We start from the raw sequence: 23,545 nt of genomic DNA, 5'->3' as shown, positions 1-23,545 counted from the left end.
CTTTTTCTGTGCTGCCGCTATTGAGCGGCAGCTAAGCATACCGCGGATATCTGCCGGCAGTTCAGCTGCTCTAAACACTGTTTTAGGGCGTGAATGGAGCTGCCGGTGGTCACCACATCATCTACAATCAAGACTTTTCGGTAACGCACTCTTGGTTTTTCATTCATTACAAACTGCTGCTGAATATCCTGCAAGCGCTCTAAGCGGCTGAGGCCTTTCTGCGAATGCTGCTGCAAGCGCTGAACCGGCTGCCAAATGGGGACATTCAAATGCGCAGACAATCCTTTGGCCAGCAGCAGGGATTGGTTATAGCCGCGTTCAGTCAATTTTTCCAAAGAGATCGGCATCGGCACGATGGCTTGAATTTTAGGGAGCTTTAATTCGCGCAATAAACCTGCCAGCGCCGTTTGATAATGCAGATGCTGCTGATATTTAAATTGCTGAATGATGCGGTCTAAAGGATAGGCATAATGGCAGGCGCTAAAAACCTGCATTTCCTGACGCAAAACGGGTTCTTTCAGCCAAGGCAGGCTGTTCCAGCAGTCTTTGCATAATGTATGTTTGTGCTGTGCATCGATGCCGCAGAGCACGCAAGGCAACATTTGCTTTAAGCCGTGGCGCATGACGCTGTTGATTATTTTTAGCATCTTTTTCTCGTTCTTTTTGTTTTTTTGTTGAATTGCTTTTGTGGTTATTTATGCCGCATCATTAACACTTGCCGCTGATGATGCCGGCGGCTCATTTCAGATTTAAAAAGATTTTTCTGCTGTTGCACTGCTTAAACATAGGCATATCTCGGCGCTTCCGGCAGCCAGCGTTTCAGCAGAGCCTCTGCATTTTTCGGATCATCCTTTAAAATCTGCTGCGCCACATAATGCGCCTGATTCAGCAGGTGGTCATCACGTTCTAATTTGGCAACCCGGAAGCCCATATCGCCGGTTTGCTTGGTGCCTAAGAGTTCACCCGGCCCGCGCAGTTCCAAATCTTTTTCCGCAATCATAAAGCCGTCATTGGTTTCACGCATGATGCGCAGCCGTTCCTGCCCATTTTGCGACAGCGGATTTTTATACAGCAGGGCGCAGAAGCTGGCTTTGGCGCCGCGTCCCACCCGTCCGCGCAATTGGTGCAATTGAGAAAGGCCCAAGCGTTCCGCATTTTCAATCACCATAATCGAGGCATTCGGCACATCTACACCCACCTCAATGACGGTAGTGGCAATCAGCAATTGAAGTTCATTGTTTTTAAACTGCTGCATCACGGCCTGTTTTTCATCGGCTTTCATTTTGCCGTGCACCAGTCCGATATTCAGTTCAGGAAAACGCTCTTTAATTTCGGCAAAGGTGGCTTCAGCAGCTTGCGCATCTAAGGTTTCGGACTGTTCCACCAAGGTGCAGACCCAATAGGCCTGTTTGCCTTCGGCGCAGTTGGTGGCAATGCGCTGCAGTACCTCTTCACGGCGGTCCAGCGGGATGGTTACAGTTTGAATCGGGGTGCGGCCGGGCGGCAGTTCATCAATCACCGAGGTATCCAAATCGCCATAGGCCGACATGGCCAATGTGCGCGGAATAGGCGTTGCGGTCATCACCAGCTGATGCGGCGTCATGCCGTTCAGGCCTTTATTGCGCAGCGCCAAACGCTGATCGACCCCAAAGCGGTGCTGTTCATCAATAATCACCAGGCCAAGTTTGGCAAAGGCGACATTGTCTTGAAACAGCGCATGAGTCCCGACCACTAAATTGGCGCTGCCGTCTTGTATGCTCTGTTCGGCTGCTGCGCGGGCTTTGCCTTTTTGCTTGCCTGAAAGCCAAGACACGGTCAGGCCCAGAGGCTCAAACCATTTTTTAAAATTTAAATAATGCTGCTCAGCCAAAATTTCAGTGGGCGCCATCAGCGCCACTTGCCAGCCTTCCTCCAGCGCATGGCAGGCAGCCACACCTGCCACCAAGGTTTTACCCGCGCCGACATCACCCTGCACTAGGCGCAGCATGGGTTTGTTTTGTTTTAAATCTTTAACAATTTCTTTGGATACCCGCTTTTGAGCGCCGGTCATTTCAAAAGGCAGCGTGCTGAGCAGGGCTTTAGCAAAAGTTTGACTGGGGCTGAACGAGGGCGCTTCAATCTGCTGCACATAGGCGCGGCGGGTCAAAAGGCTGACTTGATGCGCCACCAGTTCTTCAAAAATCAAACGCTGCTGAGCAGGGTGCGAGCCTTGCGTCAGCTGGAGCATATTGGCATTTACCGGCGGATGGTGAATATAATCCAGCGCTTGTTTCAGCGCATAGCCATTGGTAAATTTCTGCGGCAGCAGTTCAGGCAGATGATCACTGTGATTTTCTAAAGCCTGCTTAATGTATTCACGCAGCTTGGGCTGGGTCAGGCCATCGGTGGCAGGGTAAATGGCGGTCAGCTGGGTCTGCGGCAGCGGGGTGTGCTCTGTAATCAGCTGCAGTTCGGGATGGTAGGTTTCCAGCCCGCGCGCGCCAACGCGGATTTCACCAAAGATGCGCAGGCGGGCGCCCATTTTCGCGCGGTCGGTAATGCCTTTATAAATATGGTAAAAACGTAAGGTAACTTTGCCCGTATCATCATCCAGCAAGACTGCCATGGATTTGCGTTTTCCCGGCGGGAAGTCCACACTTTTCACCATGCCTTCGAGTAAATAGCTGCGTCCGGCCGTGAGCTGATTCATCGGTATAATAGTGCTGCGGTCTTCATAGTCGCGCGGCAAATGAAACAGCAAGTCATCGGTGGTAAAAATGTGGAGTTTTTCGAGCAATGCGGCCGCAGCATTTCCTACGCCTTGCAATTGATGAACGGCAGCCATTTTCCCTCAGCATATATTCAAACAGAAATAGATCTGTGATTAGGTGTTAAATGCATATTTTATTTATCGGTTATGGTAAAACATCTCAGCGCGCGGCAAAACTGTTATTTGCGCAGGGCCACCAAATTACCACAATCAGCCGAAGCCCGAAAACTGATGCGCATGCCAATCATCTGATTCAGGATGTGCATCAATTGGATTTAAGCGGCATGGCGCCTGTAGATGCAGCCTATGTGCTGCTGTCGCCAAATGCATCGACTGCAGAAGCTTATCAGCAGACCTATGTGGATAGCGTTCAGCCCATTGCCCAGGCTTTAAAAAAGCATCCGATTCAAAAAATCATCGTGGTGTCGTCTACGCGGGTGTATGGCGAAAATGCGGGTGAGCGTGTGGATGATGAAACGCTGCCAATGCCTATGGATGTGCAGGGCAGGCTGCTCTTGCAGATGGAGCAGCTGTATCAAACCGCTTTCCCTGCACAGTGCGTGATTGTCCGCCCGGCAGGAATTTATGGGACATCTGCTGCACGCATGCATAAGCTGGCTGAGACGACAAAGAGCTATCCAAATATTCACTGGGCAAACCGCATTCACATTGATGATCTTGCGAGATTCTTAGTGCACCTGCTTCACGTGGAACATGCAGAAAAATCATATATTTGCACCAATAATCAGCCGCAGCCTTTGCATGAGCGGATTTTGGCAATTCAACGCTCATTAAGTTTGCCCGAGCTGGTGCTGGAAAGCGGCAGGGAAACGGGGAAACGGATTTTTGCAGAGCGGATGGTGGCGTGCGGGTTTAGGTTAGAGTATAGGGATAGTTAATGTTTTGTCAGCTTGTGCCGTTTATGTTGATTTTAGGGAAATTTAAAAATATGAGAAAAGAGTTAAGAGAAATATTTATTCATGGGTGTAATGAGAAAATTGCGAAAAAAGGAGATAGCGTAGGTTTGTCTTTCTATGCTTTTTTTAAGAATAAAAATGATAATCCTGAGCTTTTAATGGAAGCGGCTGATTGGTGGATCATGCAGCATAAATTAGATCATTTTGAAAAAGCCGTAAAAATTAAAGCACTTGTTTTAAGTGAGTCTTCGCCTAATTTAACATAATGGCAATTATATGAAATTTTAAAGCCTAGATAAAATCTAAGCTTTAAAATTTAAAAACCTGTACAATAAAATCATTTTAAGCATTTCAAACAAGCTGCATTGTGTTAATTTTAGATTTTATTTGATGATTGATTCTGTGAGAGAGTTTTTAAAAAAATATAGGTTTCTATCTTTGATTTTTCTAATAATATTCATATCTTTGTTCATTTGGAAGTATAGTCCAGACAATATGAGAAACGAGGAATATGTGGGCAATATTATTTCGAGTGACTCTTTAGTTCGAAGTAAATGTGGTGTGGTGAAAGATTATTATATTGTTAAGGCAAGTTACTCTATAAATGGTGAAGTTTATTATACGGTTTATATTAATGGTAATAAAAAATCTGGTACAGTTCGTATTTTTTTATATACAGATGAATATGGAAGGATTAAAAATCATATTATCAAGTAACTCTGAATAGTCACCGATTTTATTGACAACTTATATTGAAAAATAAAAGTAGTTCTAGGCAAAAGAACATTTAACATAAAATCTCTTATACAAAATCCTTTTGTAAACCCTAAATAGAAATATCCATTTTTTTCGAAGTAAAATAAGGGGCAAGTCTTTTATAAAACTTGCCCCTGTATCTTACCCATATTCCTGAGCTTTTAATGGCGTAAAAGGAGAGGGTTAGACTTTTATTTTTTCTTGCGCTTTAAGCGTTTCTTCGCTTGTTCAGCTGCCACTTTATCTAAAGTCTCTTTCAGCTCTTCATCGCTGAAGGTGGTGATATGCTGCAGCATTTGCAGGGTCACATCATCCAAGACCAAATTGGCGTACTGCGCGACATTTTTGAAGTTGTCATCAAAGACAATCGAACCTTCTTCATTTTTGCCAATATAGCCTTGCTCCGTCAGCACCTTAATAAAGCTTTGGAACAGCGCTTTATCAAAGAACTCCGGCGAGTTGAACTCATACAGCACAGACAGGCGCTGGCCCACTAAATGGCTCAGCTCTTCCACCTGACGGGTCGAAATATTGCCCGAACCGCGCTGGGTGATGAGCGCCAGCGTCATGTAATAGCGCTCTAGGCTTTGCATCACAGGCGCAGCCAATACCACTAGCTGATTGTGGTTTTCACTGTTCGGCAAAGGTGACAGCAGATTGCCTTCGGCATCTTCTGAAATCAGCTTAGCGTGAATCAGTGCATCTGCATAGGCGCAGATCTGATCTTTCAGCTCTTCATCCTGCCATTTTAAAAACAGTTCAGCTTTTAAGAATGGATACAGCGTGCGGATCACATTGATCAAGTCACCGCGGCGGATTGAACCGTTGTGTTCAACCAAGGCGGCAATTAACGACGGCAAGACAAAGGCATGCAGAATGTTATTGCGGAAGTAGGTCAGCAGCACAGCTTGATCATCCGCAATGGCAATAATATCGCCCAATACATGCTTCACACGCTTAATCAGTTTCAGCTTCAAGCCGTAAGCAATAATTTCCTTGCCGGACAGCGGCGTCACTTGCATGCGCGCATCATACGGCAGGGCAGTCAGCAGCTTGCGGTAAGTGTCCAGCTGCTTCACGCAGATCTCTTCATCCAGCGTATGCTTTGGCGTGGCCAGTAAAATCAGCGACAGCAAAGAGACCGGATTAATCACGACAGCGCGGTTGATATTTTCCATAATCGCATGCGCAGCACTGTTCACGGCATCAGAAACTTCCTGCGGAATTGGCGCGTCATTGCGTTCTACTGTAATTTGATCTGCGCCGTGCTGTTTCAGCATATCATCCAAAAATACCGGTTCGCCGAAGTTCACATGCACTTTGCCAAAAATACGTTCAATTTTACGCAAGGTTTTCACGATGCCTAAAATGGATTCGCCTTCTTTCGGCTTGCCGTTCATTTCACCGACATAGGTTGCGCCTTCCATCAGGCGTTCATAGCCAACATAGGTTGGCAGGAACACAATCGGTTTCGCGCGCCCGCGCAAGTGGCTGTGCACAGTCATGGCCAGCATGCCGGTTTTTGGCGGCAATAAGCGGCCTGTGCGTGAACGCCCGCCTTCAATAAAGTATTCAATAGGCGTATTGCGCGACAGAATGCTGTACAGATATTCTTTGAACACGGTGGTGTAGAGGCCGTTGCCGCGGAAGGTGCGGCGGATGAAGAAGGCGCCGCCGCCGCGCAGAATTTGACCGACAAAGGGCATATTCAGGTTGTCGCCGGCGGCAATATACGGCACCATCAGGCCGCGCTTATAAATCACATAAGACAGCAGTAAGTAGTCAATATGGCTGCGGTGGCATGGGGTATAGATAATCTCGTAATCTTTGGCCAGCTCACGCACGGTGCTGAAATTGTGCACTTCTACGCCGTCATACAGCTGCGTCCATAAGCGGGTCAGCGCAACATCGGCAAAACGCACAGTTGAATGCGAATAGTCCGATACGATTTCCTTTAAATAGCCGATGGCACGGCGTTCAGCTTCCACCATGCTGACTTTGCCGCGGATGCTTTCGCGGCGGATGGCATCCTGCACATCCGGCGCTTTAATCAGGCCATGCATCACATTGCGGCGGTCAGATAAATCCGGGCCCAGCACCACTTCACGCTGCGCATCCAAATAATCATTTAAAGTGCTGGTGATATACGTTGCAGGAGAGGAATTCGGATGTGTGGTTTTGGCGTAATCAATCAAATTACGCAAAGACTGGCCTTCGTGAAACTCAATATAGGTTTGACGGCCATGCAGGCCAATGTTCACCAGCTGCTTCACTTTGCTTGGTGTAGACCATGTATCCGTAAACAACAGCTTCAGCCATGAATCTTCTTTTTCCGGATCGCGGCCCCACAGCAGAGTCACGGGAATCAGTTCTACATCTAAATCCGGCTGCTGCTCTAAAGCTTCAATTAAGCGCAATAACCGCGGCGGAAAGGCATGCGGCGGCGGATTCAGCAGATTGTTTTCATCGCGGTGCTGCAGAAAAAGCATAGAGGCTTTTTCGGTGTGATTGCCCAGCACCAGCGGATTCAGCGCTGGATGCAGCTTCAGGCGGCGGGTTTCGCCGTCCACCACCAGCGCGTTGCTGCGCGAGTGGTTCAGCATGACATAACAGACAATTTTCTGCGGGGGGCTTGTGCTGTCTTCGCTCTGGGCGGCAAGAACTGCCGGTTCTGCAGGAATCTCTCCCAGAACGTGCGGGGTTACGACAAGGTCAAGCAGCTTGCTGGAAAGCTTTCTATATATTTGACCAAAACCACTTTTGGACATACAAACTCCTCGTTAAACGGCCGGAATTTTTTAAAATGCAGGGGCGGCCGGTTATTTTGCATAATTGTACTGAAAAACAGCCTGCCATTTTCTGATAAATCACAGGCTAAGTGTAAGATTTTATCGTTAAAAAGCATGTTTTGAGCAGATTATTGAAAAAAATCGCCGTGACACGGCAGTCAGCCAATCTCTAGGGATTTACTCTGAATTTATGGCAATATAAGCGTATTCTGCATGCATGCTATTTTTGCCTGATTTTGGGCAATCCCAAACATTTGATAGGTTGCTTATGAATGCCTTAACACAGGAACTCGTAGAACTGCTCAGCTTGGAAAAGCTGGAAGAAAATATTTTCCGCGGGCAAAGCCGCAATTTGGTGGGCAAGCGGGTATTCGGCGGCCAGGTTTTAGGGCAGGCTTTAAGAGCTGCGTCATATACGGCAGACCGCCCAGCGCATTCACTGCATGCATACTTTTTGTATGGCGGTGATATCAATGCGCCGATTATTTATGAAGTCGACCGCCTGCGGGACGGCAAAAGCTTTGCCAGCCGCCAAGTGCGCGCCATTCAGCATGGCCGCACCATCTTTACCGCAATGATTTCTTTTGCAGGGCAGGAAGATGGCTTGAATTATCAAATTTCTGAGCCTGAATTGCCTGCGCCGGAAAGCTTGAAAAATGAAGCCGAGCTGAAAAAGCAAATGGTGGAATTTGTGCCGGAAAATGTCCGCGCCAGCTTTATGCGCGACCGCCATATTGAAATCCGTCCAATTAACCCGAGCAATCCTTATCAGCCGCAGCCTGAAGCGCCGACCTATGCGCATTACTTGCGCACGCACGATCCGATTGCGCCTGAAGTGGATGAGATTTCACTGCATCAGGCGATTGCGGCCTTTTATTCGGACTTCACCTTAATGACGACGGCGCTGCGTCCGCATGGCCTGAGCTATTTGTCGCCCAGCCTGCAATGCGCGAGCATTGATCATGCCATGTATTTCCATAAGCCCTTCCGTGTCGATGAATGGATGCTGTATGACATGGACGCAACGGTCAGCGCCAATTCACGCGGCTTGAATTTTGGCCGCATGTGGCAAAATGGCCAGCTGGTCTGTAGCACCACGCAGGAAGGCTTGATCCGTTTGCGTGAAATTGAAACGCAATAAGCGCTTGCATGCCATAAAAAAACTGGACCATGTGTCCAGTTTTTTTATGCGGCTGGCTTTGCCCTTGATCCGCTACTTATCTGCAATGGGGGATATCGTCGGAGACGTCTTTATGGCAGCCGTGGCTGGGGTGGGCAAATGCCGCGCCGATGTTCAGCAGCAGGACAGCGATCAGAATAATTTTTTTCATTGTGAACCTCTTATAATTATTTGCTTAGATGAGTCTCTGATGAAGCATATTTTATGCCATGAGTTCCGCAAAGTATTGCTGATTCAGATAAAGTGAGCGCTGCATTTTGCGCTATTTGTGCTGAGCTTGTGACAAAAAAATCCTCGATTCCGCAGGGGCGGCATGGCATAGTGCCAGCAGGAAGATATCAATAAGCATACGCCATGAGCTTGAATACACAGATTTTAATTGCCGCAATTCTGGGTGTGGCCTTTGGTTTTTTACTCAACCTGTTTCCGCAAACTTCATTTTTTAATGCCAGCCTGTATGGTTTAGGCATCATCAGCAGTGTGTTTATCGGCCTGCTGAAAATGCTGCTGATCCCGCTGATTTTCAGTTCCATTGTCGTTGGCGTTGCGAATTTGCAGGCAGGCGGGCAGCTCAGCAGAACATGGAAAATTACTTTGGCCTGCTGTGTCACCACCACCACTTTAGCGCTGATCTTAGGCTTAGCCTGCGCGCATATTTTTGAGGTGGGCAAGGGCGTAGATGTTGTGATGTTTCAGGATGCGATGAATCAGCATCAAACCCCGGATACTTTAACCCCAGCATCATTTTTTACGAATTTTATTCAAAACACCCTGATTAATCCCTTTAAGGCCTTTGCAGAAGGCAATGTGCTGGCTGTGGTGGTGTTTGCCTTATTTATAGGCGCCGCTTTGGTGAAAGGCGGAGAGAAGTTCCGCAGTGTGCGCAAGCTCAGCCAGCAGTTTTTTGACATTATGATGCTGATGATCGGCTGGGTGATGAAACTGGCGCCGCTGGGCATTTTTGCCTTGCTGGCCAAGCTGATTTCCACAGAAGATATTTCGGTGCTGAGCCGTTTGGCGGAGTTTGCCGCCGTGGTGACTGGCACTACAATTTTTCATGGCGCCGTGGTATTGCCAGCACTGCTGTGGATTTTTGGAAAAATGAATCCCATCACTTTTTTCAAAGGGACGCGGGCTGCGTTAATTACCGCTTTTGCCACCAGCTCCAGTTCCGCCACCATGCCGCTGTCCATGAAATGCGCACAGGAAAATTTAGGCGTGCGCCCGCAAACGGCAGGTTTTGTCATTCCGTTGGGAACGCAATTGAATATGGATGGCACTGCGCTGTATGAAGCGGCGGCTGCATTGTTTATTGCCAACCTAATGGGCTTGGATTTAAGCCTGGGTCAGCAGCTGGTGGTGTGCGCCACAGCGATGATTGCCTCATTGGGCGCGCCGGGCATTCCGAGTGCGGGCATGGTAACGATGATTATGGTCTTGCAGTCTGTGGGTCTGCCTGCCGAAGCCATTGCGATTTTACTGCCAATCGACCGCCTGCTGGACACGGTGCGTACTGTGGTCAATGTGCAGGGTGACATGATGATCAGCGTGGTGGTTGACCGCCATACCAAAGATCTGGAACAGCCTGCGCTGCAGCATAAAATGCATGTTTAAGGAAAACAGGGATTGTAGGCAATTTCCCACAGATGTCCGTCCAAGTCCTGAAAATAGCCTGCATAGCCGCCGTAAAAGGTGGGCTGCACGGGCTTGATTTCTTTTGCGCCCGCCCGTTTTGCCTGCAGCATAAGCTGATCAACTTCTGCGGGGCGGGCTACATTATGGCCTAAAGACATTTGCGCAGCGCAGAATGCCGCCGCTGTTAAACCGGTATCATGGCTCAGGCTGGCTTGCGGCCAAAGCGCCAGCTTTAAACCCTGCTGCAGCTCAAAAAAAGCCACGGCGCCGTATTCAAACTCTGTGCCGATAATGCCTTGGCTCGGCAGTCCCAAGCCATAATGATAGAACTCAAATGCAGCATTTAAATCTCTGACGGTGAGGGTGATGACGGTGATATGCGGCTGCATTGGCGGATCCTTTCTTTGCAATTCTGTGCAGGGTTATTCTATGCCGCTATCATAGCGCGCTTTATCCAGAGCCGTGATGCCTGCATCTGTTTCAAAAAATGTGCAGGCTTCAAGCGCAAAAAAAGCAGGACTTCCGCCTGCTTTTTTTTAATTGGCATATTTAGCGCCTTAAGCGACCTTCAACGCAGCGCGCTTGGCGGCTGGCGAACTGTCCAGATAGGCAATGGCATCTTCTGTTTTGGCTTCATGCACTGGATCGTACCACGGCATGAGATAACCAAGCTGCTGCGAAACCAGCCAGAGCGGATGCGGCATCATGCCATTGTCTTTTTGGGCAATGCGCGCCCATTCGCGCCAAATCCAAGGCTTGTACACGGCCGGCTTAATTGATGCATAACGCGGGTCTTGCCCCATGATATGCGCTGCGCCATCCACCCAAAGGCCCAGCACGGCAGCAATCACAATGACGCTTTGATAATAACGCGAGACATAGCCGCCGCCTAAATGGCGATACAGGTCAAATGCGACCGTGCGGTGCTCAATTTCTTCTGCGCCGTGCCATTTCACCAAATCCAGCATGTTTGGATCTGCGCCTAAGCGTTCCCATTCTTTATTCTGCAGTACATATTTGCCCAGTACACAGGTCATGTGTTCAACCGTGGCAATAATGCCCAGGCGGAATAGATCCCATTGATGCTCCAATGCTTTTGGCACATTCAGCCCCATCGGCTGATCCGCCAGCATGGTGCCAAAAAGATAATCCATGACTTTCAGATTGCGGCTGACGTCAATATTGTGAAGGGTGAGATATTCTTTGTTGGCCGAGTTGTGGGCTTGAGCGTGCATCGCCTCTTGGCGGATAAAGGCCTTGACGTCTTCAGCCAGTTTTTCATCGGTAATTTTAGGCAGGACTTTGTTATACAGGCGGCAGAACCAAAACTCACCCGCAGGCAAAATCATATTGATTTCATTAACGAAGTAGCTGACAAAAGGCTGGTTCGGAATCCAGTCGACAGGGGTATCCTGCCATTCAAATTTAACTTTCCGCGGTTTGATGCTGTAGCGGATAGAAGAGCCGATTTTTGATTTTTTAAGGCGGGAGAGCAGGGTCATGAAAATATCCTTATTATTTTGCGCGCCGTGCATTGAGTGATTCAATTGTGACGCTGAGTATCATGGGCTCAGTATGAAAAAAAAATCCTGCATTGTGATTAGCAATACAGGACATTTAATATCAAAACATGATGCTTTTTGTCAGACAAGACGCCGGAAAGGCTTATTTGCTGTCAGCCTCTGGCATCTGCGCTTCATCTAAGGCTGCGGCATCGCCAAGAACTTGATCCTTAAATTCATCATCGGCATCATGCTCAAATTCGTCATTGTCCATCTCGCCGTCATCGGCTTCGGCATCAGGAATGCTGTCTAAATCAAACTCTGCCGATTGCTCCAGCGTGAAATTCAAGCGTCCGCCCATCACGCTGGCGAGTTCTTGCAGGCCTTCTTTGTTCAGGGATGAGAACAGCTGAATAGAGAACTGCAGCTTCATTTTTTTCAGCTGCGCTTTCACTTCCTGCAGCGCTTTGGACGCAGGGCCGCGGTTCAATTTATCGGATTTGGTCAGCAGCACATGCACGAATAATTTACGTGAATGCGCCCATTCCAGCATCATAATGTCAAAATGCTGCAGCGGGTGGCGGATGTCCATCAGCAGGACAAGGCCCTGCAGGCTTTGACGGTGAATCAGGTAGTTTTCCAGCTCTTTCTGCCACACAATTTTCATGGCTTCCGGCACGGCAGCATAGCCATAGCCCGGCAAATCGACCAGGCGCTGGTCTGGGTTGCCTAAGCTGAAAAAGTTGATCATTTGCGTGCGGCCCGGCTTTTTCGATGCGCGCGCCAGCTGCTTCTGGTTGGTCAGCGCATTGATGGCACTGGATTTTCCGGCATTGGAGCGGCCGGCAAAGGCAATTTCATAGCCGGTATCTTCGACACATAAATTCAGTTTCGGCGCGCTCATTAAGAATTCAGCTTTACGCAGCCAATTTAAAGCGCGTACAGAGTATTCAGTAATGGCCGGATCCACTTTTTTCTCATAGCTGATCTTTTGCTTAGGCGCATTGGCTGTCTTACTGTTTCTGGATTTTCCTCTGTGCTGATGCATAACTCAACTTCAATGACTGATTTACAAGCAGCTATTATAAAGGAAGTCGTTCGGGCAAGCGAACTTTGATCTTAACGAAGAAAACGGCTGCAGCTGCAGTTACAGATTGATCAGCTGAATCGGTGAATGTGTGGTGTATTTGGATGACGGCGGTGCGCTGAGCACATCGGCCAAAGTGTATTGGTCGAGGCTTTGATAAAACTGTTCCATGGCCTGATCTAAAATGCCTTTCAGTCCGCAGTTGCTGCGCAGGACGCAAGGCGGCGTGTTGCATTCGACGATTGGTGTTTCACGTTGCAGGATGCGCACAATTTCCCCTAAGGGGAGGGTAAGCGCCTGCGGGTTGAGGCGGATGCCGCCGCCTTTGCCGCGGGTGGTAATCAGCCAATTCTGCTTTCCCATAAAATGCACAATTTTGACCAGATGATTTTGCGAAACATGCAGATCTGCTGCAATTTCGGCAATGGTGTACGGCATTTCTTTGGGCTGAGCGATATACATCAAAAGGCGTAGCGCGTAATCGGTGAATTTATTCAGCTGCATGATAATACTGTAAATTTAGGGGAAATAAATTAGGGTTAGTCTAGCACACCTAAACTAACCCTCTGTCTATTTCAGGCTGACGCGCAGGTTAGTGTTTAACACCGCCCGTGCCGAAAGCCTCGCTGTGGATGTTCTCAGCTGGAATGCCGCGGGCAACCAGGGCCTTGTGCTGTTCAGCCATAAACGGCATCGGGCCGCACAGGTAATAGTCTGCATTGGCCGGCAGTAAAGCGCTGTCAATTTTGCTGAGGTCTAAACGGCCTTCGATTTCGTAGTCTTCACCTAATGTGTCGCTGGCATGCGGGAACTCGTAGGCAGTCACTGTTGTTAAGCGTGGGTATTTTGCCTTCAAGTCATGAATATGCTGCTTCATGGCATGCACTTGCTTGCTGCGGCAGGCATGAATAAAGGTCACCGGCTGCGGCATATCTAAAGTCACCAGCTGATTCAGCATGGCAATCATTGGGGTCAGGCCTACGCCGCCGCTGATAAACACATTGCGCTTATTCGGGTCAATCAGATAGAAGTTGCCCGTCGGCGCAGACACTTCAATTTCAGCGCCTTCTGCCAGACTGTGCAGGGTATTTGAGACCCAGCCTGCCGCCAAGCCGGCTTTTTCATCTTCGCGCTTTACCGAAATGCGCAAATAGTCTGCCTGAGGGCTGGTAGAAAGGGTGTATTGGCGCGGCTGCTTTAAGCCCAGTTCAGGCACAAGGACACGCACAGAAATATATTGTCCCGCTTCATATTTGGGCAAATCGCCGCCATCGGCAGGCGCCAAATAGAATGAAGTGATTTCATCGCTTTCCTTCACTTTTTTGGCAATTTTAAAATTGCGCCAGCCTAGCCAGCTGCCTTTGGTTTGTTCGTGCTGATCGTAAATGGCTTTTTCAGTGCTGATGAATAAGTCAGCCAGCTGGCCATAAGCGGCAGCCCATGCGTCAATCAGCGGATCTTCCATGGAGATGCTGAGCACTTCACTGATGGAGTGCAGCAGATTTTCACCGACAATATTGTAATCAGGCGCTTGAATGTTCAGGCTGACATGCTTATGCGCAATCAGCTCAACCACAGGTAAAAGCACAGATGGATCTTCAATGTTTTCTGCATAAGCCAACACAGCACCTGCCAAGGCCTGCGCTTGAGCGCCGCTGCGCTGATGCCCCATGTTGAAAGTTTCTTTCAAGTCCGGATTGTTGCCCAGCATGCGGTTATAGAAATAGCCTGTCAGCGCGACACCATTTTCACGCAGTACAGGAACGGTAGCTTTTACAAGGTCAATTTGCTGCGGAGTCATAGCTGATCTCTCATGGCGGTTATTTATAAGATGTATTTAAAATACATATTAAAAGATGTATTGGCAATACATCTTTTAATAAAAACCATAAAAAAATTATGGGATATAAAAATATCCCATAATTTTACCTTTATTGATTGAGCTTTTAGATTATTTGCTGCCGAATAGGGAGCCCAGCAGCCCGCGGACAATTTTCTGTCCTGTTGAGCCGCCCAGGCTTCTGGCTGCGCTTTTGGCAAAGGTGCCCACGGTATCCTGAATCAGTTTCTCACGCTGTTTGGCGGCGCGTTCATTTTCCTTAGCCTGTTCGCGGGCAATGCGCTCCTGTTCGCGCGCCTGCTGCTTTGCTAAGGCTTCCTGTTCTTTGGCCTGCGCTTTATCCTGTTCGGCCTGAACAGCCTGCTGCTGGCGGTCAGCGACTTTTTGCTGCAATAATTCAAATGCGCTCTCACGGTCCAGGTGCTGTTCATAAATGCCTGTCACGATGCTTTGCGCCATAAGGGCCTTGCGCTCTTCGAGGCTGATGGGGGTAAAGGATGAGTACGGCGGCATCACCCAGCCGCGTTCAACCATTTGCGGCGTGCCTTGCTCATCCAGGCAGCTGATCAGGGCTTCACCAACCCCCAGCTCGGTAATGGCTTGATTCACTTTGAATTCAGGGTTGGCGCGGAAGGTATCCGCAGCCGTTTTGACCGCTTTCTGATCTTTTGGAGTGAAAGCGCGGAGCGCATGCTGCACCCGGTTGCCCAGCTGGCCTAAAACACTTTCCGGCAGATCCAGCGGGTTTTGCGTAACAAAATAAATGCCGACGCCTTTGGAGCGGATCAGGCGCACCACCTGTTCAATTTTTTCCTGCAGCGCCGCGCTGGCATTATCAAACAGCAAATGCGCCTCATCAAAGAAGAAGACCAGTTTGGGCTTGTCCATATCGCCCACTTCCGGCAGCTGTTCAAACAGTTCGGACAGCATCCACAGCAGGAAAGTGGCGTACAGTTTTGGGGTGTTCATCAGCTTGTCTGCGGCCAAAAGATTGATGTTGCCGCGGCCCTGGCTGTCAGTTTGAATGAAGTCCAGAATATTCAGGCTGGGTTCGCCAAAGAACTGATCGCCGCCCTGATCGGCCAGCGCCAGCAGATTGCGCTGAATCGCGCCAAGGCTGGCCGGAGACAGGTTGCCGTACTCCGCTTTAAATTCAGCAGCATGTTCCGTCACATAGCTGATCATGGACTTCAGATCTTTGAAATCTATCAGCAGTAAGCCTTGATCATCGGCAATGCGGAATACTGCGGACAGCACGCCTTCCTGCGTATCGTTCAAATTCAGCATTTGCGCCAACAGCAGCGGGCCAATCTCAGACACGGTGGTGCGGATGGGATGGCCCTGCACGCCAAACAGATCCCAGAACACCACAGGGGAAGAGGAGAACGGGATGGACTCAATATTCAGTATTTTGAGCCGCTCATTAAATTTAGCATTGCTTTCGCCGGCTTTGGCGAGGCTGGAAACATCGCCTTTGGCATCGGCTAAAAATACAGGAACACCGATGCGGGAAAAGCTTTCCGCCAATACTTTCAGGGTCACAGTTTTACCTGTACCTGTTGCACCGGCAATTAGGCCATGGCGGTTGGCGAATTGTGAATGCAGGACAATATCCTGCTGCGTATTGGCGGTTTTTTTGGCAATGGCGATAGGTGTTCCCATAAATAGTCCTGTTTTGATTTATTCGTTTTGCGGTGTTTTCATTTGTTTTAACGCGTTTTCTATATCTTGAATTAAATCTTGCGGATGTTCCAGCCCTATGCAGAAGCGCACCAATAAACCTTGTTGTAAATGTGTATGCGCCAATACCCGCATGTCTTTCAGGTCGTAGAGCATGACAAGGCTGACCGGGCCGCCCCAGCTGAAACCCAGTTTAAATAGAGTAAGGGCATCGCAAAAAGCGCGGACCGCCTTTAAGTCATATTCAGGCTTGAAAATTACGCTGACCAAGCCTGCGCTTTGCCCTATAGCGCAAATTTCTTTCCAGTATGGATGTCCTGCAGAAGCTTCATCCGCGGGATGCAGGATCTGAATAAACTCGGGCTGCTGTTTCAGCCAATGCATCAAGGTCATTGCGCTGCGCGATTGATGCTCATAGCGGATTTGCATCGAGGCTAGGCTGCGCTGGATTTGCGCTGCGTCATCGCCTGAGATGGAAATGCCCTGCAGCGCATGCATGCGGAAGAGCTGATGATGGAGTTTTTCATCTCGGGTGACCACGGAACCCATTAAAATATCACCGCCGCCGCTTGGGTATTTGGTTAGGGCATGCACGCTGATATCAACATTCAGGTGTTCATTGCCAAAATCAAAGGCATTGAAGGCGAGGCCCGCCCCCCAGGTATTGTCCAGTGCGGTCAGGATGCTTTGTGCTTTGGCCTTTTTAACCAGGCCAGTTAAGTCTGGAAATTCTAAAGTCACCGAACCTGCAGCTTCCAGCCAGATCAGTTTGGCTTTTGCTGAGGGCTGAAAAGTCTCTGCGTCGATTGGATTATAGACCTTCACCGCAATGCCGTATCGCGTTTGCAGATTGCGCAGATGCTCCATGTTCGGCCCATAGATGTTATCCGCCACCCAGACTTCATCGCCTTGCGCGAGAAAGCAGGAATTCACCAAATTGATGGCGGACAGTCCGCTGGGCGCCAAAAGGCTGAATTCACCGCCTTCAATCTGCGCAATATTATCGCCTAGCGTAAAAGTGGTTGGTGTGCCGTGCGTGCCGTAACTGTAATCATAGCGTTCAGTCCAATGGCGATTAAATAGGGCATCGGTATTGTCAAAAATGATGGTGGATGCACGAAATAGGGGAGGCTGTACTGTAGAGATGAATTGCGGGGCTTTTCGTGGTGCATGGATTAATGCAGTTTGAGGGGTTTTTTTCACAGTACAGCTCTAAAATAGGGTGAATATTCATTCTAAGCTTAAGAGATCACTCTGATTTTCGCCACTGATTGTTTGAATTGTTTAAAAACGGCAAAGCCGGGATAAAGTTGGCTTCATTTTTGCAAAAGCAACCCTATAGCTACAACAATAGGGATGGCGCATGAAGCCGCATTTGAAAGTACATTATTTTCAGCATATTGCTGGTGAAGGGTTCGGAAGCTGTTATTCATATTTGAAGGAAATGAATGCGCGCATGACGGCGACAGAGTTTTTTGCGCTTCCTGTCGATTTGGCGCTCGACATCGAGGCGTTGCCGCATGTGGAGGATGTAGACCTGCTCATTATTATGGGCGGAACAATGAGCGTGAATGATGAAGCCAATTATCCTTGGCTGAAGATAGAAAAACGCTGGCTCAGGCGCTATTTGGCGCTAGGCAAGCCGGCGATAGGCTTATGTTTAGGCGGGCAGCTGATTGCCAATGCGCTGGGCGCGGCGGTCAGTAAGAGCGCCGCGCAGGAATTGGGCTGGACCACGGTTCGAAAGATAAATTTTGTCCCGGATGAGTGCTTTCAGTTGCCGGAACAATTCAATGTGATGCAGTGGCATTCTGAAACGTTTGAAATTCCTAAAGGGGCAGTGCATTTGGCGGAAAATGAAGCCTGCCGCAATCAAATGTATCAAATTGGAAAAAATGTGCTGGGCTTTCAGTTTCACCCGGAAATTACGCCTGAGGCTTTGGCGCTATTTCTTGAAGATGATGAAGAGTTGGCTCTATTTAATGGCGTCTGCCAGCAAAGCGAGGATGAACTTAAAAAATCTGCCAAAGAGAAATTTCTTCAAGGAAATCAATTATTAAATAAAGCAATAGAATACGTGCTGAGAAAAACGGCATGCTGAGCAAAATACAGGCGATTCTTCTGCAAAGAGATTTCTAAAATTATGTAAAAAGAGGAAAAGATATTTGCTTATGCATTAAACAATGGATATAATGAGCGACCCTTTAATGAAAGGGGGTTGGCTGCGAATAAAGCAGTTAACATCGTGACAGTCGCGGCATCGATCGTGACCTTAGTGATAATTCACTGCCTTTGACACTTGCCTTATTTTTAGTGGGGTGAGATGCGTCAAGGGTGATTCTTTATATTTTTGGCTTGGAGTTAACTGGTATGTCTAACCAGAGAATCCGTATCCGTCTTAAGTCTTTTGATCACCGTCTAATTGATCAATCTTCTCAAGAGATCGTAGAAACAGCAAAACGTACTGGCGCGCAAGTTTGCGGTCCTATTCCGATGCCTACACGCATCGAGCGTTTTAACGTTCTTACTTCACCACACGTTAACAAAGATGCGCGTGACCAATACGAGATCCGCACTTACAAACGTTTGATCGACATCGTTCAACCTACAGATAAAACTGTTGATGCATTGATGAAGTTGGATCTTGCAGCTGGTGTTGACGTACAGATCGCATTGGGTTAAGGCTTTCGGTTAATTAACGCTCTAAGTTAATTAAGCCGCTTTTTTAGAGGTTTATGCACATGGCTATTGGTTTAGTCGGTCGCAAGTGCGGTATGACACGCATCTTTACAGATGCTGGTGTTTCTGTGCCTGTAACAGTGATTGAGGTTGATCCTAACCGCATCACTCAAATCAAAACGCTTGAAACTGATGGTTATCAAGCGATTCAAATCACTACTGGTGAACGTCGCGAATCTCGCGTAACTAACGCTCAAAAAGGCCACTTCGCGAAAGCTGGTGTTGCTGCTGGCCGTTTGGTTCAAGAATTCCGCGCTACAGAAGCTGATCTTGAAGGTCGTGAAGTTGGCAGCACGCTTACCGTTGAGTTGTTCACAGTGGGTCAAGTTGTTGACGTAACTGGTACATCTAAAGGTAAAGGTTTCCAAGGTGGTGTTAAGCGTTGGAACTTCCGTACGCAAGATGCTACACACGGTAACTCAGTTTCTCACCGTGTTTTAGGTTCTACTGGTCAAAACCAGACTCCTGGTCGCGTATTCAAAGGCAAAAAAATGGCTGGCCATTTAGGTGCTGAACGCGTAACTACACAGGGTCTTGAGATCGTTGCTATCGACGTTGAACGTTCAGTTCTAGTTGTTAAAGGCGCGGTTCCTGGTGCTACTGGCGGCGACGTAACTGTTCGCCCTACGATCAAGGCCTGAGGGGAAATATTATGAATTTAAATACTGTTTCCGGCTCTGCTGTTGAACTGTCAGAAGTTGCTTTCGGACGTGAGTTTAACGAAGCTCTTGTACACCAAGTAGTTACAGCTTACTTAGCTGGCGGCCGTCAAGGTTCTAAAGCTCAAAAGTCACGTGGCGATGTATCTGGCGGCGGCAAAAAGCCATTCCGTCAAAAAGGTACTGGCCGTGCACGTGCCGGTTCTATTCGTAGCCCAATCTGGGTTGGCGGCGGTAAAACTTTTGCTGCTCGTCCACAAGACTGGTCTCAAAAAGTTAACCGTAAAATGTACCGCGGTGCTATGCAATGCATCCTAGCTGAACTTGTTCGTCAAGATCGCTTAGTTTTGGTTGAAGAGTTTGCTGTAGCTGCTCCGAAAACTAAAGAATTGCTTGCAAAACTTAACGACTTAAATGCAACTCGCGCATTAATCGTTACAGATGCTGTTGATGAGAACTTGTATCTTGCTGCTCGCAACATTCCACACGTTGATGTGGTTGATGCTGCTGCAATTGATCCTGTTAGCTTGATTGCGTTTGACAAAGTTGTTATGTCTGTAGCTGCTGCTAAGAAAATTGAGGTAGAACTCGGATGAACAACGAACGTATCTATCAAGTCCTGCAAGGGCCTGTATTCTCAGAAAAAGCACAAGTTTTAGGCGAAACTGCTGGTGTTCAAGTTTTTAAAGTTGCACTTGATGCAAACAAACTTGAAATCAAAAAAGCAGTAGAGCAACTATTTGGTGTTCAAGTTGTTAAAGTTAACACGACGATCACTAAAGGTAAGACTAAGCGCTTTGGTAAGACATTAGGACGCCGTTCTGATGTTAAAAAAGCATACGTCACCCTGAAAGCTGGCCAAGATGTTGAAATGGCTGACTTGGGCGATACCGCTGAAAACGCAGCGGAATAAGGACGAAAATTATGCCTATTCAAAAATGTAAGCCAACGTCTCCGGGCCGCCGCTTTGTAGAGAAAGTCGTTCACGACCATCTTCACAAAGGCGCTCCTTATGCACCGTTGGTTGAAGCTAAAAAACGTACTGGCGGCCGTAACAACAATGGTCACATTACGACTCGTCACGTTGGTGGTGGCCATAAACAGCACTACCGCCTTGTTGACTTCAAACGTAACAAAGACGGCATCCCAGCTGTAGTTGAACGTATTGAATACGATCCTAACCGTACTTCGCATATTGCTCTTTTGAAATATGCTGACGGTGAGCGTCGCTATATTATTGCACCTAAAGGCCTTCGCGCTGGTGATTCAGTTCAGTCTGGTAACGATGCTCCAATTCGTCCAGGTAACTGCTTGCCGCTTCGCAACATGCCAATCGGTTCTACTCTTCACAACATCGAGCTTAAAATCGGTAAAGGCGCACAATTAGTACGTTCTGCTGGTACTTCTGCTCAATTGTTGGGTCGTGACGGTTCTTACGCAATCATTCGCCTTCGTTCAGGTGAAATGCGTAAAGTACATGTTGAATGCCGTGCTGTGTTAGGCGAAGTTTCTAACTCAGAAAGCAACCTTCGTTCACTTGGTAAAGCAGGTGCATCACGCTGGCGTGGCGTTCGTCCTACTGTTCGCGGTATGGCGATGAACCCAGTTGACCATCCACATGGTGGTGGTGAAGGGCGTAACAAAGGTATTCAACCTGTAAGCCCATGGGGTCAAAAAGCTAAAGGGTACAAGACACGTACCAATAAGCGTACGACTAAGATGATCATTCGCGACCGTCGCGTTAAGTAACAAGTAAAGGAATCTGACAATGCCTCGTTCTCTGAAAAAAGGCCCATTCGTCGATGCGCACTTGTTCGCTAAGGTTGAAGCGGCTATCGCGGCTAATAACCGTAAGCCGATCAAAACTTGGTCGCGTCGTTCGATGATCCTCCCGGATTTTGTTGGTTTAACAATTTCTGTCCATAATGGCCGTAACCATGTTCCAGTGATCGTATCTGAACACATGGTTGGTCACAAACTAGGTGAATTCGCGCCAACTCGTACCTATCGTGGTCACGGTGTTGACAAGAAGTCTAAACGTTAAGGTGCTATGATGGAAGTTACTGCTAAATTACGCGGTGCCGCTATCTCGGCACAAAAAGCACGTTTGGTTGCAGACCTTATTCGCGGCAAATCTGTTGCGCATGCTTTAAATATCTTAAACTTCAGCAACAAAAAAGCTGCGGTTTTGGTTAAAAAAGCATTGGAATCTGCGATTGCAAACGCTGAACACAATAACAGTTTAGATGTAGACGACCTTAAAGTTTCTACGATTTACGTTGATGAAGGCATGAGCCTGAAACGTATTATGCCGCGTGCTAAAGGCCGTGCAGATCGTATTACTAAGCGTACTTGTCACATTACCGTTAAGGTAGGGGTTTGATATGGGTCAGAAGGTTCATCCAATCGGTATCCGCCTTGGTGTTGTAAAACGTCATAACGCCAACTGGTATGCGAGTCCGAAACAATACGCTGAATACTTGCTTAAAGATCTTCAAGTTCGTGAGTTTTTAACTAAAAAACTTAAGAATGCAATGATCAGCAATATTCTTATCGAACGTCCTACAGGCGCTGCTAAAATTACGATTAGCACTGCCCGTCCAGGTATCGTGATCGGTAAAAAAGGCGAAGACATTGAGAAATTACAACGCGAATTAACAGCCATTATGGGTGTTCCTGCGCAAGTAAGCATCAACGAAATCGATCGCCCAGACTTAGACGCTCGTTTAGTTGCTGAAGCAATTGCTTCTCAATTGGAAAAACGCGTAATGTTCCGCCGCGCTATGAAGCGTGCGGTGCAAAACTCTATGCGTGCTGGCGCTAAAGGTATCAAAGTTGAAGTTTCAGGCCGTCTTGGCGGTGCTGAGATTGCTCGTACTGAATGGTATCGTGAAGGACGTGTTCCTTTGCATACGCTTCGTGCTGACATCGACTATGCTACTATGCGTGCTGAGACTACTTACGGTACGATCGGCGTTAAAGTATGGGTATTCCGCGGCGAGATCCTGGGTGGCATGAAACAAGTCATGAACCCGGCTCCAGCTGAAGAACGTCCAGCTAAACGCGGTCGCGGTCGTGGTGAAGGTCAAGAGCGTCGTGGTCGTCGCAATGATCGTTCTGCTGAAAAAGGAGAATAATCCATGTTGCAACCTAAACGTACTAAATTCCGTAAAGTGCAAAAAGGCCGTAACACTGGCCTAGCGCACCGCGGTAGCTCTGTATCTTTTGGTACTATTGCGCTTAAATCAATTGAGCGCGGCCAAATGACAGCGCGTCAAATTGAAGCAGCGCGTCGTACAATCAGCCGTCGTATTAAGCGTGGTGGTAAGATCTTTATCCGTGTTTTCCCTGACAAGCCAATTACTGAAAAACCATTAGAAGTTCGTATGGGTAAAGGTAAAGGTTCTGTGGAATACTGGGTTTGCCAAATCAAACCAGGTAAAGTCTTGTACGAAATTGATGGTGTTAGCGAAGAATTGGCTCGCGAAGCGTTTACGCTTGCAGCTGCTAAGCTTCCGTTTAAAACCACTATCGTGACTCGGACGGTAATGTAATGAAAACTAATGATCTACGTGAAAAGTCGGTAGAAGAGTTGACAGCTTTGCTTGATGAGCAACAGCTTAACCAATTCCGTCTTCGTATGGCGAAAGCAACTGGTCAATTGGGTAAATCGCACGAAGTTGCGCTTACTCGTAAAACTATTGCTCGCATCAAGACACTCCTAACCGAAAAACAGGGGAACGGACAATGAGTGAACAAACAGTTCGCACGTTAACCGGCAAAGTTGTAAGCGACAAGATGGACAAGTCTATCGTTGTACTTATCGAACGCCGCGTTCAACACCCGTTGTATGGCAAATCAATCCGCCGTTCAACTAAATTACACGCTCATGATGAGAACAACACTGCTAAAACTGGCGATGTTGTAACCATCAAAGAATGCCGCCCAATGTCTAAAACTAAGTCTTGGACTTTAGTTTCAGTTATTGAAGCTGCAGCTGAGTAATTAACGT

At 47.9% G+C, this 23,545-nt stretch carries 25 protein-coding genes and 1 pseudogene; 16 read left to right on the top strand and 10 right to left on the bottom strand.

The window, feature by feature from the left end; genetic code table 11:
* Window positions 1-17 precede the first annotated feature (17 nt).
* Together F941_RS14975 and recG are read right to left on the bottom strand one after the other, a co-directional pair.
* A complete protein-coding gene (locus F941_RS14975) occupies window positions 18-647 on the bottom strand; it encodes a ComF family protein (RefSeq protein ID WP_005013029.1) in 630 nt (209 codons plus the stop codon).
* A gap of 131 nt (window positions 648-778) precedes the next feature.
* Window positions 779-2,824, bottom strand: coding sequence for an ATP-dependent DNA helicase RecG (gene recG / locus F941_RS14970; RefSeq protein ID WP_005013027.1), 2,046 nt, complete (start codon window positions 2,822-2,824; stop codon window positions 779-781).
* Between the two features lie 50 nt (window positions 2,825-2,874).
* Here recG and F941_RS14965 point away from each other — a divergent pair, with 50 nt between their 5' ends.
* Both F941_RS14965 and F941_RS14960 read left to right on the top strand, forming a co-directional pair.
* The gene (locus F941_RS14965) at window positions 2,875-3,648 is read left to right on the top strand and encodes an NAD-dependent epimerase/dehydratase family protein (protein ID WP_005013025.1); all 774 of its coding nucleotides are present in this window, start codon (window positions 2,875-2,877) and stop codon (window positions 3,646-3,648) included.
* 50 nt (window positions 3,649-3,698) lie between these two features.
* Window positions 3,699-3,932 carry a DUF6500 family protein gene (locus tag F941_RS14960; RefSeq protein WP_026253392.1) on the top strand — a complete coding sequence of 78 codons (234 nt, stop codon included), beginning with the start codon at window positions 3,699-3,701 and terminating at the stop codon, window positions 3,930-3,932.
* Window positions 3,933-4,613: 681 nt separating this feature from the next.
* Here F941_RS14960 and plsB read toward each other — a convergent pair.
* Entirely contained in the window at window positions 4,614-7,190 is a 2,577-nt protein-coding gene (plsB, locus tag F941_RS14950) for a glycerol-3-phosphate 1-O-acyltransferase PlsB (RefSeq protein ID WP_005013020.1), read from the bottom strand.
* Window positions 7,191-7,479: 289 nt separating this feature from the next.
* Here plsB and F941_RS14945 point away from each other — a divergent pair, with 289 nt between their 5' ends.
* Complete coding sequence (locus tag F941_RS14945; protein ID WP_005013018.1) at window positions 7,480-8,352, top strand: acyl-CoA thioesterase; 873 nt, start codon at window positions 7,480-7,482, stop codon at window positions 8,350-8,352.
* Between the two features lie 393 nt (window positions 8,353-8,745).
* Complete coding sequence (locus F941_RS14935; protein WP_005013014.1) at window positions 8,746-10,005, top strand: dicarboxylate/amino acid:cation symporter; 1,260 nt, start codon at window positions 8,746-8,748, stop codon at window positions 10,003-10,005.
* On the opposite strand, the gene F941_RS14930 is transcribed toward F941_RS14935, so the two are convergent.
* The 7 genes from F941_RS14930 to F941_RS14900 all read right to left on the bottom strand — a co-directional run bounded on the left by F941_RS14930 (window position 10,002) and on the right by F941_RS14900 (window position 17,338).
* Window positions 10,002-10,415 (bottom strand): VOC family protein, encoded by a 414-nt coding sequence (locus tag F941_RS14930; RefSeq protein ID WP_005013012.1) that lies wholly within the window; start codon window positions 10,413-10,415, stop codon window positions 10,002-10,004. The two genes, F941_RS14935 and F941_RS14930, sit on opposite strands and share 4 nt — an antisense overlap.
* A gap of 168 nt (window positions 10,416-10,583) precedes the next feature.
* The gene (locus F941_RS14925; protein WP_005013010.1) at window positions 10,584-11,528 is read right to left on the bottom strand and encodes a metal-dependent hydrolase; all 945 of its coding nucleotides are present in this window, start codon (window positions 11,526-11,528) and stop codon (window positions 10,584-10,586) included.
* A gap of 163 nt (window positions 11,529-11,691) precedes the next feature.
* Entirely contained in the window at window positions 11,692-12,576 is an 885-nt protein-coding gene (gene yihA / locus F941_RS14920) for a ribosome biogenesis GTP-binding protein YihA/YsxC (protein WP_005013008.1), read from the bottom strand.
* Window positions 12,577-12,675: 99 nt separating this feature from the next.
* Window positions 12,676-13,119, bottom strand: a complete 444-nt coding sequence (locus F941_RS14915) for an RrF2 family transcriptional regulator (protein WP_005013006.1) — start codon at window positions 13,117-13,119, stop codon at window positions 12,676-12,678.
* 88 nt (window positions 13,120-13,207) lie between these two features.
* On the bottom strand, window positions 13,208-14,416 hold the full coding sequence (hmpA, locus tag F941_RS14910; RefSeq protein WP_005013003.1) for an NO-inducible flavohemoprotein: 1,209 nt from the start codon (window positions 14,414-14,416) through the stop codon (window positions 13,208-13,210).
* A gap of 150 nt (window positions 14,417-14,566) precedes the next feature.
* Window positions 14,567-16,117 (bottom strand): helicase HerA-like domain-containing protein, encoded by a 1,551-nt coding sequence (locus F941_RS14905; RefSeq protein ID WP_005013001.1) that lies wholly within the window; start codon window positions 16,115-16,117, stop codon window positions 14,567-14,569.
* An 18-nt stretch (window positions 16,118-16,135) separates the two neighbouring features.
* Window positions 16,136-17,338, bottom strand: a complete 1,203-nt coding sequence (locus F941_RS14900; protein WP_005012997.1) for a PLP-dependent transferase — start codon at window positions 17,336-17,338, stop codon at window positions 16,136-16,138.
* A gap of 160 nt (window positions 17,339-17,498) precedes the next feature.
* On the opposite strand from F941_RS14900, the gene F941_RS14895 reads away from it, so the two are divergent.
* The 12 genes and pseudogenes from F941_RS14895 (at window position 17,499) to rpsQ (ending at window position 23,538) form a co-directional block, all read left to right on the top strand.
* Entirely contained in the window at window positions 17,499-18,236 is a 738-nt protein-coding gene (locus F941_RS14895) for a type 1 glutamine amidotransferase (RefSeq protein ID WP_005012995.1), read from the top strand.
* Window positions 18,237-18,505: 269 nt separating this feature from the next.
* Window positions 18,506-18,817: a 30S ribosomal protein S10 gene (gene rpsJ / locus F941_RS14890; RefSeq protein ID WP_004725677.1), complete on the top strand. Its 312-nt coding sequence runs from the start codon at window positions 18,506-18,508 to the stop codon at window positions 18,815-18,817.
* A 59-nt stretch (window positions 18,818-18,876) separates the two neighbouring features.
* The gene (gene rplC, locus F941_RS14885; protein ID WP_005012994.1) at window positions 18,877-19,515 is read left to right on the top strand and encodes a 50S ribosomal protein L3; all 639 of its coding nucleotides are present in this window, start codon (window positions 18,877-18,879) and stop codon (window positions 19,513-19,515) included.
* An 11-nt stretch (window positions 19,516-19,526) separates the two neighbouring features.
* Window positions 19,527-20,129 (top strand): 50S ribosomal protein L4, encoded by a 603-nt coding sequence (gene rplD, locus F941_RS14880; RefSeq protein ID WP_005012993.1) that lies wholly within the window; start codon window positions 19,527-19,529, stop codon window positions 20,127-20,129.
* On the top strand, window positions 20,126-20,446 hold the full coding sequence (gene rplW / locus F941_RS14875) for a 50S ribosomal protein L23 (RefSeq protein ID WP_005012992.1): 321 nt from the start codon (window positions 20,126-20,128) through the stop codon (window positions 20,444-20,446). The genes rplD and rplW overlap by 4 nt, the downstream gene beginning before the upstream one ends.
* Window positions 20,447-20,457: 11 nt before the next feature.
* Window positions 20,458-21,282, top strand: a complete 825-nt coding sequence (gene rplB, locus F941_RS14870; protein ID WP_005012990.1) for a 50S ribosomal protein L2 — start codon at window positions 20,458-20,460, stop codon at window positions 21,280-21,282.
* Window positions 21,283-21,301: 19 nt separating this feature from the next.
* Window positions 21,302-21,577, top strand: coding sequence for a 30S ribosomal protein S19 (gene rpsS, locus F941_RS14865; RefSeq protein ID WP_004281508.1), 276 nt, complete (start codon window positions 21,302-21,304; stop codon window positions 21,575-21,577).
* Window positions 21,578-21,586: 9 nt separating this feature from the next.
* On the top strand, window positions 21,587-21,916 hold the full coding sequence (gene rplV / locus F941_RS14860; protein WP_001982638.1) for a 50S ribosomal protein L22: 330 nt from the start codon (window positions 21,587-21,589) through the stop codon (window positions 21,914-21,916).
* A 1-nt stretch (window position 21,917) separates the two neighbouring features.
* Window positions 21,918-22,734 (top strand): annotated as a pseudogene (gene rpsC / locus F941_RS14855) (30S ribosomal protein S3).
* Window positions 22,674-23,087, top strand: a complete 414-nt coding sequence (rplP, locus tag F941_RS14850; RefSeq protein ID WP_005012983.1) for a 50S ribosomal protein L16 — start codon at window positions 22,674-22,676, stop codon at window positions 23,085-23,087. Before rpsC ends, rplP begins: the two are co-directional and overlap by 61 nt.
* Complete coding sequence (rpmC, locus tag F941_RS14845; RefSeq protein WP_005012982.1) at window positions 23,087-23,284, top strand: 50S ribosomal protein L29; 198 nt, start codon at window positions 23,087-23,089, stop codon at window positions 23,282-23,284. Before rplP ends, rpmC begins: the two co-directional genes overlap by 1 nt.
* On the top strand, window positions 23,281-23,538 hold the full coding sequence (gene rpsQ / locus F941_RS14840; RefSeq protein ID WP_005012981.1) for a 30S ribosomal protein S17: 258 nt from the start codon (window positions 23,281-23,283) through the stop codon (window positions 23,536-23,538). The genes rpmC and rpsQ overlap by 4 nt, the downstream gene beginning before the upstream one ends.
* Window positions 23,539-23,545 lie beyond the last annotated feature (7 nt).

Source organism: Acinetobacter bouvetii DSM 14964 = CIP 107468 (assembly GCF_000368865.1).
Lineage (GTDB): Bacteria > Pseudomonadota > Gammaproteobacteria > Pseudomonadales > Moraxellaceae > Acinetobacter > Acinetobacter bouvetii.
The sequence above is the reverse complement of the archived record's forward strand: the minus strand, read 5'-3'. Positions and strand labels throughout refer to the sequence as shown.